Below are 14,088 nucleotides of genomic sequence, written 5' to 3'. Positions count from 1 at the left end.
TAAATAACATGCCTAATATACTTTGGCTTGACCTCGAAACCTACAGCGAAATACCCATTAAAAACGGTACCCACGCCTACGCGGAGGGTATCGAGATAATGCTGATTGCGTGGGCTATTGATGACGCCCCCATCAACGTTCACGACTTCACCGAAAGCAACATACTCCCCCCGCAACTGCTTACCGCGTTGGGCGATGAAGATGTCCTGATCTACGCCCACAACAGCCATTTTGACCGCACTATGCTACGTCACTCTCTACAGCGCCACCTACCCGGCGTAGTTGCGGGCGGTGTTGAGCGCTGGCGCGATACAATGGTGAAAGCACTGGCTCACGGTCTGCCAGGTGCGTTAGGGGCGCTATGTGAAGTGCTCAGTATCTCGCAGGACAAAGCAAAAGATAAGGAGGGCAAAGCGCTGATCCAGCTTTTTTGCAAACCTCGTCCCAAAGGCAACAAACTGCGTCGGGCAACCCGCAAAACGCACCCGGAAGAGTGGCAGCGTTTCGTGGCTTACGCCGGTCTTGATATTGAAGCAATGCGGGCGGTAGACAAAAAACTACCGAGCTGGAACTACCAAGGCAGTGAACTCGCGTTGTGGCACTTTGACCAGCATATCAACGATCGCGGCGTGTGTATGGACATTGAACTCGCAGAGGCTGCATTACGCACCGTTGACGCAGAACAAGCCATTCTGGCAAAGCGCACGCAGGACATGACAAACGATGGAGTGCAGGCGGCAACCCAGCGCGACGCTATGCTACGGCATATCGCCAGCGCGTTCGGCGTCGATTTACCCGATATGCAAAAGAGCACGCTTGAACGCCGCATAGCCGACCCTGATTTACCTGGCGCACTGCGAGAACTGCTGGCGATCCGTTTGCAGTCCAGTACCACCAGCACCAGCAAGTACAAAACACTGCTCAAAGGGGTAAGCAGTGATGGCCGGTTGCGCGGCACGTTGCAGTTTTGCGGCGCGTCACGTACAGGCCGCTGGGCCGGTCGCCTCTTCCAGCCTCAAAACCTCCCGCGCCCAACGTTCGCTCAAGGCGAACCGGACCAACAGGAACAAATAGACAGGGGAATCGAGGCCATCAAAAACGGATGTGCGGATTTACTCTACCCCAACGTAATGGAGGTTGTCAGCTCGTCGTTGCGCGGTTGCATCATGGCACCCAAGGGTAAAAAGCTGGTTGTGTCTGACCTATCAAACATCGAGGGGCGCGTGTTGGCCTGGCTGGCGGGGGAAGAATGGAAGCTGCAGGCGTTCCGCGATTTCGACGCCGGTACTGGGGCCGATCTCTACAAGTTGGCCTACGCCCGCGCCTTCAACATGTCGCCAGATGAGGTGACAAAAGACCAGCGGCAAATCGGTAAGGTGATGGAATTGGGCCTCGGCTACGGCGGCGGGGTGGCGGCGTTCGTCACCTTCGCCCTGACATATGGCCTCGACCTTGACAAGCTGGCCGACGCCGCCCTACCGAACATTCCGCTATCTATCCAGCGTGAGGCGCAAAGTTGGTGGCGTGCTTCTGTCCAGCAGAAGAAAACCTACGGCCTAAGCGAAAGGGTTTTCATTACCTGCGATTCGCTTAAGCGCATGTGGCGCAACGCTCACGTTGCTACCGTGCCGTTCTGGTATGACTTGGAAGACACCGTGCGCCGGGCGATAGCGTCGCCAAAGGTAACCCTACAATGCCAGCGGCTTAAGGTGCGTCGTGATGGTAGTTGGCTGCGTATCGCCTTGCCTTCTGGCCGTGCCGTCTGTTACCCCGGTATAGGGATTGAGGGCAGCAACTTAAGTTACATGGGTACCAACCCGTATTCACGTAAATGGCAGCGCTTGAAAACTTACGGCGGGAAACTGGTGGAGAACGTCACACAAGCCGCCGCCCGTGATGTCCTTGCCGGTAACATGCCATGCATTGAGGCCGCAGGTTATGACATCGTTCTGACGGTTCACGATGAAGTGATCACCGAAGCACCAGACACCGACGACTATTCACACGATGCGTTAAGCGCCCTACTCGCAACTAACCCCAAATGGGCCTTAGACCTGCCGTTAAGCGCTGGCGGATTTGAGGCTTACCATTACAGAAAGGATTAATTTAAATGAAAAGGTGTAAAACCTGTAATAAATACACTGGCGCGCCTAAACCGGTAACACTTGGCGACAAATGCGACTTTTCAATCTCAACCAGCAACGGGCGCACCACTCGGCACCGTGTCGTAACTGGCAAACTCTATCGTACATGGGCGGGTGGAGAATGCGACGTCCTGTACAGGGGAAAGCTATATCGTGCCGATTTGATAACTCACCCCGACGACCCATCACCAATTAGCCTGGCCTTGATCGGGCGCTGCACCTGCGTTTAATGAGGTAAACACATATGGCATTTGAAAACCATGACAGCCCGTTATATTTCCGGGTTGCGCGTGAGGCTGCCCAAATCGAGCGCGAAGGCGATTACCGCCGTGCTGCAAAGGTGTGGGTAAAAGCCTGCCGCTTATCACGCAACACCAAAAACCAAGCGTGGAGCGAAAACCGCTCCGACTTTTGTATCGCCCAAATAGCGCGGGAAAAGTTTAAAGAAGGGGTAAGCCATGCACTCACCACATAGTAACACCACTGCGATAACGAGCGTTGTCGCTGAAATGGACGCCCAAGATCATAAGTGGGGTGCTGACCGAAATCAGCACCCTTTTTTGTGGCTAACGATCTTGGTGGAAGAAGTCGGGGAACTCGCTCAAGCGGCGCTACACCGTGAGTTCGGTGGTCCAGCTTCGGCGGGATTCAGAATGGAGGCGGTACAGGTGGCTGCCGTAGCCCTACAGCTTATAGAGCAGATAGATAGAGAAACGGCGGCAGATAATGGCCTACATCCGTGAATCAGTGATCGAGGCCAATCTGGTTAAACAGGTCAAAGCGGCGGGCGGCACGGCGTATAAATTCACGTCACCCGGCCGCCGTGGCGTTCCCGATCGTCTGGTGCTTTTACCCGGTGGTCGTGCTGTTTTCGTTGAGTGCAAAGCGCCAGGAGAAACACCACGGCCAGATCAATTACGCGAACACAACCGGCTGCGGGCCTTGGGCTTTGCGGTGGTAGTGCTCGACAGTAAAAATATGGAGGGGATATTGTGAGTAAACGTGATGACCCACAACTACGGGTACGCATCCCGCAGGGTTTAAAAGACGCTCTGGAGAAAGCAGCCAGGGAAAACGACAGAACACTGACAGCTGAGATCACCCGGCGGCTATTGAAAAGTCTAGAGGATGATGGCCTCACTTTTTTGGAGGAAGATTGAGAACCTCCCTTAGCCGCTCTACCGCGGAGCGTAGCTCGTCTTTGTTTGCATCTGCATAATCTAATGCGTACTCACGCTCATACTTTTCTTTCCAGTATGTAGCCTCATCAGCCATATTCTCATAGAGAGACACAAATTCGTTGTAACCGTTACTATCCTGAACTAAAGCATCTTGATTTAACGTCGTTTCAAGCCTATCAACTATTTCTGCCGTAAGAGTCCGCATATTTTCCTTTGCTTTTTCCTCCAAATCGGCCTTTAGCCCCGCGGGGATTCGAACTCTTAGCTGCGGATCTTCTCTGCTCATAAATCTCACCTGGATGTTGCCTTAAGAAATTATGCCTCACGGTGAGGTTGACAGCAACGCCTCACGGTGAGTACAGTTATATGGTCCTCACCGTGAGGCGTAAGGAGATTAGCAACATGGCTATCAAGGTCACACAGTTACATCACGTTGATATTTTTCACTTTATTTCGGATTTTCTCGAGACAGCGAAGCTTCTCAGCTCCTTGGAAACAGGAAACCAGTTAGCTTTTGAACTGATTGATTTTGCGCAAAAAGCCGCTCAGGAGGCAGCAAATGCAAACGAACAGCTTTGAAATGAAAAACGCACCGGTAGTTGGCGCTACCAGTGCGTTCAAACAGCAATTAAGTGAGAACTTAACGGGGTATAGCTTAGCAAACCCCACCGATACTGTCATCACCATGTCTAGCCGTGAGATTGCCGACCTGGTCGAAGCGCGACATGATAGCGTTAAACGTACCATAGAACGCCTGGCGGAGAAAAGAGTAATTCAGCTTCCACCAACGGTGAATACTGAAATAATCAATGGGTTAGGGAAAAAACAACAATCTACAATGTATCAAGTTTGCAAACGCGACAGCTATGTAGTGGTTGCTCAACTTTGCCCTATATTTACCGCTCGCCTAGTGGACCGCTGGCAACTGTTAGAAGCGCAGGTATTATCCCCCTCCGTTGACCCTATGACCGCGCTTAACGACCCCGCAACCATGCGCGGCCTGTTGCTGGGGTATACCGAAAAAGTGCTTACCCTTGAAAATCAGGTGCAGAAAATGAAACCGGATGTTGACGCCCTACACCGTATCGCAAAATCGGATGGAGGTACCTGTATCTCAAACGCAGCCAAGGATCTTCAAATCAGGCCAAAAGACCTCTTCACTTACCTCAGTGCCAATAGCTGGATTTACCGTCGAGCAGGTGGCAAAAGTTGGCTAGCGTACCAAAGCAAGATCCAGGCGGGCCTGTTGGAGCATAAAGTTACCGTAATCACCCACGGTGATGGTACCGAAAAAACTGTCGAACAGGTTCTGGTCACGCCAAAAGGTTTAACCAAACTTTCGCAGTTAATAGCTGAGCTAGTAGTGTAATAAAAATCCCCCTTCCATAAATACCTTAGGAAGGGGGATTGTATTAAGGTTTCTTCGGCGGAGGGGCTACAGGGGTTGTCGCATCAGATGAAGGTGGCTTATATCCCCCTGTTGCAATTCCTCCTGGCTCGGTTCTACTCGGTTTAGCTGGGGTATACCCGAAATTATTATCACTTCCGCCATTACGTACATTTTTAATTTTATTAGTCATAACATTTTCCTTAATTTTTTAATTTAAGCCGTTGGTGTCATTTTAAAAAACTCAACGGTCCTGATATCTGAAGATAATATTAGTATACCCAGGGTATCCTCCCGAGAACGCTCAAACCCACCATCTCCATTTACAACCCAGTGCTCACTTAGATAAATTTGTTCTGGTTCAGGGGCACTAGAGGCAAAAGCATCACCACGATATGCACCACCTATTTTACTTCCATCATTCAAGGTAACAACGACCCAACAATTAAGCCTTAAGCTAAAAAAATAGTCCCATGGTTTCCCCGTTGGATGTGGGAGTCTTTTGGCAACAAGATCCCATTTTCTTAGTAAAATTAAGCATCCCGGATTTACGGAAGGAAAGACAAAAAGCAGGAAAAAGCCATACACATAAAATATTATACTTTCGCTATCAACATATCCGTTTGTATAGAAATAAAAAAACGGCAATCCCCAGACTGCATAATTAATGCAGCTATAAGCTACTGCATCAATCACTTGCTCTGAAGATGTTTTATTAACTGAAGGTATTAACACCGCATACACTTTCAAACTAATAAATCCGGGGATCACAAAAAACATGAAGATAAGAATTTTATTTAAATCCAAAATTTCCATAATACTCCCCTAAGAACAAATCCATATGGTAAATAAGGATACCTTAAAAGGTCATCTATGCAAAAAAAATTCACCCCCCGCCCCTACCAAGACCTGATCATCACCCACATCCACGACACGCCCCGAGCAAACGTCTGGGCCGGTATGGGTATGGGTAAAACGGTGGCCCTGCTCACAGCGCTGGAAGATCGGTTCATGGCGGGCAGCGAGACACAACCAGCGTTAGTGCTGGCACCGTTACGCGTGGCACGTTCGACTTGGCCCGACGAGGCCGACAAGTGGGACCACCTACGAAACATCGAAGTACAACCGATTGTAGGCACAGCGAATGAGCGACTGGCCGCGCTCAAAAACAGTAACGCGAGCGTGTACACGAGCAACTATGACAACCTCGTATGGCTGGTTGAACAGCTCGGCAATCGCTGGCCGTTCGGCACCGTGATCCCCGATGAGAGTACAAGGCTAAAGTCGTTCCGATTGCGGCAGGGTGGCAAGCGTGCTGCAGCGCTGGCGAAAGTGGCACATAAGCATGTCCACCGCTGGGCCAATCTCACCGGCACACCTGCACCTAACGGCCTGATCGACCTATGGGGGCAAGCCTGGTTTGTTGACCAGGGCGAACGCTTGGGCCGCACCTATGGCGCGTTTACGTCGCGTTGGTTCAACAGCATTCAGTTCCCCGGCCAGCAATGGTCGAAGCTGGAGCCCTGGCCCTTCGCACAGGAGCAAATGCAGGCAGCGCTAGCTGATGTGACTATCTCACTGGATGCCGCCGACTGGTTCGATATTGAAGAACCTATCCACAACGTGATCCGCGTTGATCTACCGGCCAAGGCTAGGCAGCAATACCAGGCAATGGAAAAGGAAATGTTTCTGGAGCTGGAAGGTAACGACATCGAAGCACCGAACGCGGCCGCCAAGACGGTGAAGTGTTTGCAGTTGGCGAGTGGGGCTATCTACACAGACGACCAAGGTAATTGGCAGGAAATACATGACGGGAAGCTACAAGTGCTAGAAAGCGTGATCAGTGAATCGGGAGGGATGCCAGTGCTGGTCGCTTACCACTGGAAACACGACCTCGCCCGGTTGTTGAAGGCGTTTCCCAAAGGCCGCCACCTGGACGACGATCCGCAAACGCTACGCGACTGGAACGCGGGAAAAATCCCGGTGTTGTTCGCCCACCCGGCAAGCGCTGGCCACGGCCTGAATATGCAGGACGGGGGAAACATTTTGGTGTTCTTCTCGCACTGGTGGGACTTGGAACAGTACCAGCAAATTATTGAACGCATTGGGCCAACCCGGCAGATCCAGGCTGGTTATAACCGCCCAGTGTGGATACACCACCTTACTGCCGTTGGCACCATGGATGAAATGGTAATGGAGCGGCGCAATTCTAAACGTGAAGTGCAGGATATCCTGTTAGAAGCAATGAAAAAGAGAGGCATGTGATGAACGAGCAGGTCATAAAATTACCCCCGGTGCTTATCACCCGAGAAAAAGTGCAGCAGTTACTTGGCGGCATGTCGAGAACGACGTTTTGGCGCAGGAAAAAACAGTGGGCAAAAGAGGGTAAGCCATTCCCCTCCCCAGCTCCTGGAACAAACCCGATCAACGGTGGCGAACAATACCGCTTCAGCGACGTTATGCGCTTCTTCCGGGATCACGGCTTCATTGATGATACACAGGCTGATATATGAGCGGCGAGGGTGTCGAGCGCCTCTTGCTGTTCTTTCAGGTATGAGTGCTGGTCATATACGGCAAGCACTCCCCCCAGCTTATGCCCAAGCACTTTTTCCGAAACATGGGGAGGTATGCCCAGCTCACTCATCTTTGTCTTAGCTGTTCGGCGTAAGTCATGCATTGCCCAGTCATGCACCCCCATCTCATTACGGATCTGTTCCGCAAGATTAAGCAGCACCCCTGCCGACATCGGCCGATCTTCCTTACTAACAGCAGGTGGGAAAAGTTGCTTGATGTCCGGGTATAGATTTATCGCTTCCTCAAGCAGTGCCACAGCATCCCTCGAAAGTCCCCTTTCAAACGGCTGGCGAGTTTTTGAGTTTTCCGCAGGAACTCGCCACGTTCTATTTTTTAAGTCAAACTCCCCCTTCTTCGCCTTTCTGAGTTCAACCCCCCTAGCGCCAGTTAACAGCAACAGTTTTACGAGCAGCTTGTTTTGATAGGTTATGCTGGATCCTTCCAGGGCATGCCAGAATCGGCCAATCTCATCGTCGCTAAAGTAACGTTTCACGACCTTAACCGGCGTTCCTACGTCGTTCACCCGCAATGCGGAGATCGGGTTAAGCTTTATCTTTTCCGTTCGGACGCAGTAGGCAAAGGCCTGCTTGAGCTTTGAGAGCATTATCCCTGCAAACGTCTCCGCGCCGTTCTCCCGCATTCTTTTGAATACAGGTTGCCAGTGGGATATCTGCATATCATCGACTACCATAGCGCCAACATAGGGCGATACGTGGCGAGCGAATGCCCTCTTCCAATACTCAAGTTTGACGAGTCGGGACGCCTGGGCACTCGCCGCCCAATGAGCCAAACAGGCATCTACCGTGGCCGCGCTTGTTTGCTTATCAAATGCCATGGCCTTAACGGTTATCGGATCTTTGCCCTCAGCAAGCGCCCGCTTGGCCTCCTGAACCATATCACGCGCATCTTTTAGTGATATGGCGTCATAAGTTCCCAGTGTCATGCGTCTGGCTTTACCAGCGTAACGGTAACGGTACTGAAAGACGATCAGCCCCAATGGGGTTATGCGGATGGATAGGCCACCGCCGTCCGGCATCTCAATTAATTTGGGGATTGGCTTGCCGTTGAGTTTGCGCAGCTTGGCGTCAGTGAGCACTGTGTACATCTCCGATTATGTACACTGATATGTACACAATTTTCATGGCTTGGACTGAAACAATGTAGTACAGATTGAAACATCACATTCAGTCTTTATCAAGCTACACAGCGATTTGAGGCGAGAAAATGAAACGGGGTGGGATTTAGTGAAACTGGGGGCATTGCTTACACGACAGATCACATGCAGTACAGATATTTTGATTAGTAATAAGTAAGTTATGCATCATATCTCGCCCACAATTGCCAGATTGGCGCACAACTTGATACGCCAATAAAACGCGTACCTTCAAGCGGCTGTTTACAGCCCCGTGGATAGTAACATTAAATTTGTAGCGGATAAATAAAGCGCAATCGCACCCGCATCAATAGGTTATTGCCGCCTACCGAAACAATTTGTAAGACTCCGTGAATATCACGATGCTTGACTTTTAAACATAGCACGGCCAAATTAATCCGGGTAAAATAATAAAATCCGGGTATAAAAAGGAAAAATACCATGGCCTCCGCCAAATGTACCGCATTTCTACGTTACCAGCGTGTCGCTACGGGCTCCTACGCCGAAGTCTCCAAAATGCTGGCAACGATCGATCTTTCAGCCGGTGGCCTGCTGGTGTTTGATGATGCCACTGGTGCGCAGGTCGATTACCCCTGGCCTGAAGGTTATACCTGGCCGCAACCTGAGGAAAACACCCCAGCACCTGAGGCAGAAGCTAACGCTCAACCCTCCGTTGGCCGGCCAAAGCTTGGCGTAGTGGCTCGTGAAGTGACGCTTCTCCCCCGCCATTGGGAATGGTTAGCACAACAGCGTGGCGGTGCCTCTGCGGCATTGCGTCGCCTGGTTGATGAAGCTCGGCACAATATGGCGGAGCAAGACCATGAGCGCCGGGCAAAAGAGAATGGCTACCGCTTTATGACCGCTATAGCCGGTTCTCTTCCTGGTTATGAAGAAGCGGTGCGTGCGCTGTTTGGCCATGATGGCAAACTTTTTGCCGAACGTATCGCATCCTGGCCAGCCGACATCCAGGCTCATCTGGCCTGGATGACCCGTGATGCGTTCACCTCTTGAGAGTGCAACGATAAGCACGATCAATGCTATTACACTCCTTTTAAGTGCAGGAAAACGTTAAATGCCAACCCGTTCGCAACAAGGGCAGATGCCGCTTTGGCGTATCTACCTGATCTTTTTAGTGCCGATGGTACTGTCCAACTTCCTGCAGGGATTTTCCGGCACCCTTAACGGCATCTATATCGGCCAAATGCTCGGCACTCATGCGCTGGCCGCCATTGCCGGTATGTTTCCCGTTGTCTTCTTCTTTATCTCATTGGTGATTGGCGTCGGCGCCGGGGCATCAGTGCTGATTGGGCAGGCATGGGGGGCCAATGAGCCGGAGAAGGTGAAAACCATCGCTGGCACGGCGCTGATGCTGGGCATCATCATTGGTTTGCTGGCCGCCGTGTTTGGCTCTCTGTTTGCGCGGCAGGCGTTACAAACTCTGGGCACGCCGCCAGATGTGCTGGAAGAAGCGGTTTCCTACGCCCGTATTATGATGCTGATCATGCCGCTGCTGCTGGTGTTTATTCTGTTCACTCAGCTACTGCGCGGCGTCAGCGATACGGTTTCTCCGCTGTTGGCACTGTTGCTGTCTACCAGCGTTGGCTTGTTGCTGACGCCAGCGCTGATCCTTGGCTGGCTGGGCTTGGCCCCGTTGGGCATTCAGAGTGCAGCCCTGGCTGGAATGGTGGGGAACGCGCTGGCCATGGTCTATCTGGCGCTGCGCCTGCGCCGTAAACAACACGTCCTGGCCCCCGACCGTGCCATGCTGGCCGCATTGAAGCTCAACCCAGTAGTACTACGCAAAGTGTTGCGCATTGGTTTACCGACCGGCTTGCAGATGGTGGTGATCTCGATCTCTGAACTGGCCATTCTGGCGCTGGTAAACCGCCACGGTTCAGATGCAACCGCAGCCTATGGGGCTGTTACACAGATCGTCAACTACGTGCAGTTCCCGGCGCTGTCGATCGCCATTACGGCTTCGATTCTCGGTGCTCAGGCGATCGGCGGTGGACATATGGAACGGATTAGCCCCATTCTGCGCACCGGGTTGATGATCAATTTCTGGCTGACCGGCACGCTGATTGTCTTGGGCTACGTGCTTTCACATTGGTTATTGGGCCTGTTCCTCACTAACCCTAACGTGCTGGCACAAGCAGAATATTTGTTACATATCATGCTGTGGAGCATGCTGGTATTTGGTTTTCAGGCGATTGTCGGTGGTATCATGCGTGCCAGCGGCGTCGTATTGGTCCCCGTGTCCATTTCAATTTTATGTATTCTGGTTGTGCAGCTACCTGCCGCCTACCTTCTCAGCAGCCACTTTGGCCTCGAGGGCGTATGGATGGCCTTCCCGATTGCCTATTTGGCCATGCTGGCGTTGCAGAGCGCTTTTTACAGGCTGGTATGGCGGCACAAAAAGATCGAGCGCTTGGTATAGCGTTGTTGATACAAAAGCGTGTTGAGTACGTTCACCGTCCATTATTTTTTGGGGTTTGTTTCTATGTTGACCATTCTGCAGTTGTTTCAAGCCATCGGGCTGGGACTGGTGTTGCTGCTACCACTGGCTAACCCACTCACCACCGTGGCGTTGCTGCTTGGCCTGTCGGGTAATATGACGAGCGAAGAACGTAATCAGCAGTCGCTGATGGCCTCGGTGTATGTGTTCTTTATCATGACGATAGCGTTCTACGCTGGTCAATTGGTCATGAAAACCTTCGGCATTTCCATTCCCGGCCTGCGCATCGCCGGTGGTTTGATTGTCGCCTTTATCGGTTTCCGCATGCTGTTCCCGCAGCAAACGGCGAGTGAAACGCCGGAGGTGGAAACCAAAAGCAAAGAGCTGCGCAAAAAGACCTCCGCCAATATCGCCTTTGTGCCCTTAGCAATGCCGAGCACCGCCGGGCCGGGTACTATTGCGATGATCATCAGTACTGCATCCAGTATCAAAGAAAACACGCTAGGCTTTGCCCATTGGGTGTTACTGGTGGCTCCGGTGGCGACGTTCCTGGTGGTTTCCGTGATTTTGTGGGCCTGCCTGCGCAGTTCGACCGGCATCATGCGCCTGGTGGGCAAGAGCGGCATTGAGGCCATCTCCCGCCTGATGGGATTCCTGCTGGTCTGTATGGGCGTTCAATTTATCATCAACGGCGTATTGGAAATTATCTCCACCTATACCCCAAACACGTTCTAAATAAACCTGCAACCAAGGCGTACCAAGGTGGTGCGCCTTAACCTCAGACGCAGGTCATGCGCTGGCTGCAGCAACAAATCGGCGAATTTGCTCTATATGTTGCGGGCCGTAAGCGCACTGCCCGACTTCGATCTTCGGTTTGTTGCGCCCATGGAAATCGCTGCCGCAGGTAACGAATGCCGCGCGTGCAGTGGCAAAATCATACAACTGACGAGCCAGTTCCGGCCCATGGTAACTGGAGAATACTTCAACCCCCATCACCCCTGCTTTCAGCATACGCTCAATCACCTGAGTGTGATCCTGCTTAACGTTGGCACCGATATGCGCCACGATCGGGATGCCACCATTCTGGCGGATCACCTCAACCATGTCGCTCATGGCCGGGTAGGTTACCGGCATGTAGCACACTTTGCCTGGCCCAAAAAAATCCCAGTAAAAGTTGATCAAAGGCATATCCGCTCTGGCGCCACCGGCACGATAAGGAACCAACAGCGGATGCTCGTCATTGCGCTCATCTTCCAGTATCACCTCCCCCATCTGCTCTTCCTGTGGAAGAGCGCCACCACACAGCTGCTGCAACCGCTGTTCATCCAGATAGAAATTCAGTTCACGCAGCTTTTCGAACTTTCTTGGCGTCAACTCCCGCTGGATCGCACTAAAATTCTGGTGGATCGCCACAAAGTCTTCACTGGGGGTAAAACCATATCCCAGCAGATGATAGTTGCGCCCCTCAAAGGTGCAGTCAATCTCAATACCGGACAACACATTCAGGCTGGATGAGGCTAAGGCTTTGGCTGCTGCTACCGAATAAGCGCTGTTATGGTCGGTTACGGCCAGTGTGCTGATCCCCTGCTCCTGGCAACGCGCGATCAGCACGTCAACCGGGAAGTCCGCATCATCGCTATAGTTGGAATGCATGTGCAGATCAATCTTTTCCATCTTATCTCCTCGGTTCCTGCTATCTGATTCGCACCATTGATTATGCTGGTTTTATCACAGGCCCATTTGGTCTTTTTGACCAAAGCACACTATGTTTAACCTGCAATTGAAGCACTGCGCTGGCCTGATGAATTTAATACCCATTGTATTACGAGACTAACAAGCCCGTCGGTGAAGTACATCTCAGCGATAGCACATCATCCGCAAGGCCCATCTGCGGTTCTACACGATGATTATATTGAGGGAACATCAATGCTAAAAACTCTTCACGCTTTCATTTATATTTTGCTGATTTGCTGGCTGGTTCCTGCCACGGCGGAGACCAATAACAACCCTCAAGTTCAGGTAAGCGACAGCGTTTCTTATCAGTTGATCGACCGCTGGAGCAGTGAGCGGTTAAACCAGATTCTCAATGTCGATACCCCTAAATTTGCCGGAGTGACGGTTAAATATACCCCGGCCCACAACGCCGTTAACCTGTATCGCGTAACCTATCATTCGGTGATCCCGGAGCTCGGCAACCGGCCAACGGTCGCTTCAGGCCTGCTGGCGATCCCAGATACCGCAGGTAAAACATTCCCACTCGTGTCTTACCAGCACGGCACGGTCTATGGAAAATATCAGGTTCCCTCATTCCCGGAACAGTCACCGGAAACCCAGTTGATGATCGCGCAGTTTGCCGGGCAAGGCTATGTGGTTATTGGTGCTGACTATTTTGGCTTAGGTGTTTCTACAGAGCCTGAAGGCTACATGGTGAAAGGCAGCCACCAGCAGGCCACTTATGACATGCTGGTGGCCGCCCAAAGCGTGCTCAAGCACATGGGGCTGAGCAACGATCGTCTGTTCCTTTCCGGCTGGTCACAGGGCGGTTTTGTGACCATGGCTATGCTTGAGAAGCTGGAGAGTGTCGGCATCAAACCTCAGGGCACCACCACCGCCAGCGCCCCCGTTGACGTGTTTGCTTTGATGAACGGTTTTCTATTTTTCCCGCGCAAATTTGACGCAAGTTGGTTGAACAGCATCGTGATCCTATCGGCTTTCGCTTACGAGAATTACTACGGGATTCCAGGGATGGCCCGCGCATTGCTCAATGACGAATATTACGAGGTCGCCAAGAAAGCCTATGAGCGCCAACCGTTCAATCCAGACGATATTCCTACCGATCTGCACAAACTGATACGGCCGGAATATTTCAACCCGCAATACTTTGCCAACTCGGCCTACGGCAAGCTGATCGCTACAGCCCAAGCCTATCGCTGGGTGATCCAGTCACCGGTTCGTAACTATTACGGCGAAACAGACGAAGCCATCACGGTTGGCGTTGGCCGTATGGCGATGACCTACGCACAAGCGATGGGCTCAGGTAATACCAAGGTTGAGGCGATCTCCACGGGGGATACCACGCACCGGGGCACCTTTGCGACCGCCGTGCCGCAGTGGAAATTGTGGTTCGATAGCAAATAATGCGCATTAAGCCGTTTGGCTTTCCTGCTAAACACAAGGCCCCGGTAAAGGGGCCT

The 14,088-nt window shown here is 52.0% G+C and carries 17 protein-coding genes; 12 read left to right on the top strand and 5 right to left on the bottom strand.

The annotated features are described in order from the left end of the window. Nucleotides 1-8 precede the first annotated feature (8 nt). From BMI79_RS00705 to BMI79_RS00685, 4 genes are all read left to right on the top strand, one after another. Nucleotides 9-2,105 carry a DNA polymerase gene (locus BMI79_RS00705; RefSeq protein ID WP_076939922.1) on the top strand — a complete coding sequence of 699 codons (2,097 nt, stop codon included), beginning with the start codon at nt 9-11 and terminating at the stop codon, nt 2,103-2,105. A 283-nt stretch (nt 2,106-2,388) separates the two neighbouring features. Beyond that, nucleotides 2,389-2,619 carry an ANR family transcriptional regulator gene (locus tag BMI79_RS00700; protein ID WP_076939921.1) on the top strand — a complete coding sequence of 77 codons (231 nt, stop codon included), beginning with the start codon at nt 2,389-2,391 and terminating at the stop codon, nt 2,617-2,619. 251 nt (nt 2,620-2,870) lie between these two features. Beyond that, nucleotides 2,871-3,140, top strand: coding sequence for a PDDEXK family nuclease (locus tag BMI79_RS00690; protein ID WP_076939919.1), 270 nt, complete (start codon nt 2,871-2,873; stop codon nt 3,138-3,140). Continuing rightward, on the top strand, nt 3,137-3,304 hold the full coding sequence (locus BMI79_RS00685; protein WP_076939918.1) for an Arc family DNA-binding protein: 168 nt from the start codon (nt 3,137-3,139) through the stop codon (nt 3,302-3,304). Before BMI79_RS00690 ends, BMI79_RS00685 begins: the two co-directional genes overlap by 4 nt. Here the strand turns inward: BMI79_RS00685 and BMI79_RS00680 are convergent. Beyond that, entirely contained in the window at nt 3,282-3,611 is a 330-nt protein-coding gene (locus BMI79_RS00680) for an Arc family DNA-binding protein (protein WP_076939917.1), read from the bottom strand. The genes BMI79_RS00685 and BMI79_RS00680 overlap by 23 nt on opposite strands. Before the next feature lie 116 nt (nt 3,612-3,727). Between BMI79_RS00680 and BMI79_RS23965 the strand changes: the two genes are divergently transcribed. Together BMI79_RS23965 and BMI79_RS00675 are read left to right on the top strand one after the other, a co-directional pair. Next, nucleotides 3,728-3,904: a hypothetical protein gene (locus BMI79_RS23965; protein WP_167370509.1), complete on the top strand. Its 177-nt coding sequence runs from the start codon at nt 3,728-3,730 to the stop codon at nt 3,902-3,904. Next, nucleotides 3,885-4,694, top strand: coding sequence for a phage antirepressor KilAC domain-containing protein (locus BMI79_RS00675; RefSeq protein ID WP_341865646.1), 810 nt, complete (start codon nt 3,885-3,887; stop codon nt 4,692-4,694). Before BMI79_RS23965 ends, BMI79_RS00675 begins: the two co-directional genes overlap by 20 nt. A gap of 43 nt (nt 4,695-4,737) precedes the next feature. Here BMI79_RS00675 and BMI79_RS23735 read toward each other — a convergent pair whose 3' ends face one another. Continuing rightward, complete coding sequence (locus BMI79_RS23735; RefSeq protein ID WP_158069101.1) at nt 4,738-4,905, bottom strand: hypothetical protein; 168 nt, start codon at nt 4,903-4,905, stop codon at nt 4,738-4,740. Between the two features lie 23 nt (nt 4,906-4,928). Beyond that, a complete protein-coding gene (locus BMI79_RS24160; RefSeq protein WP_076939916.1) occupies nt 4,929-5,528 on the bottom strand; it encodes a DUF6338 family protein in 600 nt (199 codons plus the stop codon). A gap of 57 nt (nt 5,529-5,585) precedes the next feature. On the opposite strand from BMI79_RS24160, the gene BMI79_RS00665 reads away from it, so the two are divergent. Next, complete coding sequence (locus BMI79_RS00665) at nt 5,586-6,977, top strand: DEAD/DEAH box helicase (protein WP_076939915.1); 1,392 nt, start codon at nt 5,586-5,588, stop codon at nt 6,975-6,977. Then, nucleotides 6,977-7,225 (top strand): hypothetical protein, encoded by a 249-nt coding sequence (locus BMI79_RS00660; RefSeq protein ID WP_076939914.1) that lies wholly within the window; start codon nt 6,977-6,979, stop codon nt 7,223-7,225. The genes BMI79_RS00665 and BMI79_RS00660 overlap by 1 nt, the downstream gene beginning before the upstream one ends. Here BMI79_RS00660 and BMI79_RS00655 read toward each other — a convergent pair. Then, a complete protein-coding gene (locus tag BMI79_RS00655; protein WP_083704337.1) occupies nt 7,189-8,391 on the bottom strand; it encodes a tyrosine-type recombinase/integrase in 1,203 nt (400 codons plus the stop codon). The two genes, BMI79_RS00660 and BMI79_RS00655, sit on opposite strands and share 37 nt — an antisense overlap. Before the next feature lie 489 nt (nt 8,392-8,880). Here BMI79_RS00655 and BMI79_RS00650 point away from each other — a divergent pair, with 489 nt between their 5' ends. The 3 genes from BMI79_RS00650 (at nt 8,881) to BMI79_RS00640 (ending at nt 11,629) form a co-directional block, all read left to right on the top strand. Then, nucleotides 8,881-9,450 (top strand): DUF2239 family protein, encoded by a 570-nt coding sequence (locus tag BMI79_RS00650; RefSeq protein ID WP_076939913.1) that lies wholly within the window; start codon nt 8,881-8,883, stop codon nt 9,448-9,450. A 61-nt stretch (nt 9,451-9,511) separates the two neighbouring features. Further along, the gene (locus tag BMI79_RS00645; RefSeq protein WP_076939912.1) at nt 9,512-10,876 is read left to right on the top strand and encodes an MATE family efflux transporter; all 1,365 of its coding nucleotides are present in this window, start codon (nt 9,512-9,514) and stop codon (nt 10,874-10,876) included. A 63-nt stretch (nt 10,877-10,939) separates the two neighbouring features. Then, on the top strand, nt 10,940-11,629 hold the full coding sequence (locus BMI79_RS00640; RefSeq protein ID WP_076939911.1) for a MarC family NAAT transporter: 690 nt from the start codon (nt 10,940-10,942) through the stop codon (nt 11,627-11,629). 54 nt (nt 11,630-11,683) lie between these two features. Here the strand turns inward: BMI79_RS00640 and BMI79_RS00635 are convergent, their stop codons facing one another. Beyond that, complete coding sequence (locus tag BMI79_RS00635; protein WP_076939910.1) at nt 11,684-12,568, bottom strand: PHP domain-containing protein; 885 nt, start codon at nt 12,566-12,568, stop codon at nt 11,684-11,686. A 252-nt stretch (nt 12,569-12,820) separates the two neighbouring features. Here BMI79_RS00635 and BMI79_RS00630 point away from each other — a divergent pair, with 252 nt between their 5' ends. Then, nucleotides 12,821-14,032: an alpha/beta hydrolase gene (locus BMI79_RS00630; RefSeq protein ID WP_076939909.1), complete on the top strand. Its 1,212-nt coding sequence runs from the start codon at nt 12,821-12,823 to the stop codon at nt 14,030-14,032. The last annotated feature ends 56 nt before the right edge of the window (nt 14,033-14,088 follow it).

Source organism: Serratia oryzae (genome assembly GCF_001976145.1).
GTDB lineage: Bacteria > Pseudomonadota > Gammaproteobacteria > Enterobacterales > Enterobacteriaceae > Chania > Chania oryzae.
Note: the sequence above shows the minus strand (reverse complement) of the source record. Positions and strands in the feature narration are given on the sequence as shown.

Coding starts and splice junctions, on each gene's coding strand:
- BMI79_RS00630 (WP_076939909.1), top strand. CDS start 12,821: ATGCTAAAAACTCTTCACGCTTTCATTTATATTTTGCTGATTTGCTGG.
- BMI79_RS23735 (WP_158069101.1), bottom strand. CDS start 4,905: ATGACTAATAAAATTAAAAATGTACGTAATGGCGGAAGTGATAATAAT.
- BMI79_RS00675 (WP_341865646.1), top strand. CDS start 3,885: ATGCAAACGAACAGCTTTGAAATGAAAAACGCACCGGTAGTTGGCGCT.
- BMI79_RS00700 (WP_076939921.1), top strand. CDS start 2,389: ATGGCATTTGAAAACCATGACAGCCCGTTATATTTCCGGGTTGCGCGT.
- BMI79_RS00665 (WP_076939915.1), top strand. CDS start 5,586: ATGCAAAAAAAATTCACCCCCCGCCCCTACCAAGACCTGATCATCACC.
- BMI79_RS00645 (WP_076939912.1), top strand. CDS start 9,512: ATGCCAACCCGTTCGCAACAAGGGCAGATGCCGCTTTGGCGTATCTAC.
- BMI79_RS00680 (WP_076939917.1), bottom strand. CDS start 3,611: ATGAGCAGAGAAGATCCGCAGCTAAGAGTTCGAATCCCCGCGGGGCTA.
- BMI79_RS00655 (WP_083704337.1), bottom strand. CDS start 8,391: ATGTACACAGTGCTCACTGACGCCAAGCTGCGCAAACTCAACGGCAAG.
- BMI79_RS00640 (WP_076939911.1), top strand. CDS start 10,940: ATGTTGACCATTCTGCAGTTGTTTCAAGCCATCGGGCTGGGACTGGTG.
- BMI79_RS00650 (WP_076939913.1), top strand. CDS start 8,881: ATGGCCTCCGCCAAATGTACCGCATTTCTACGTTACCAGCGTGTCGCT.
- BMI79_RS00660 (WP_076939914.1), top strand. CDS start 6,977: ATGAACGAGCAGGTCATAAAATTACCCCCGGTGCTTATCACCCGAGAA.
- BMI79_RS00690 (WP_076939919.1), top strand. CDS start 2,871: ATGGCCTACATCCGTGAATCAGTGATCGAGGCCAATCTGGTTAAACAG.
- BMI79_RS23965 (WP_167370509.1), top strand. CDS start 3,728: ATGGCTATCAAGGTCACACAGTTACATCACGTTGATATTTTTCACTTT.
- BMI79_RS00635 (WP_076939910.1), bottom strand. CDS start 12,568: ATGGAAAAGATTGATCTGCACATGCATTCCAACTATAGCGATGATGCG.
- BMI79_RS24160 (WP_076939916.1), bottom strand. CDS start 5,528: ATGGAAATTTTGGATTTAAATAAAATTCTTATCTTCATGTTTTTTGTG.
- BMI79_RS00705 (WP_076939922.1), top strand. CDS start 9: ATGCCTAATATACTTTGGCTTGACCTCGAAACCTACAGCGAAATACCC.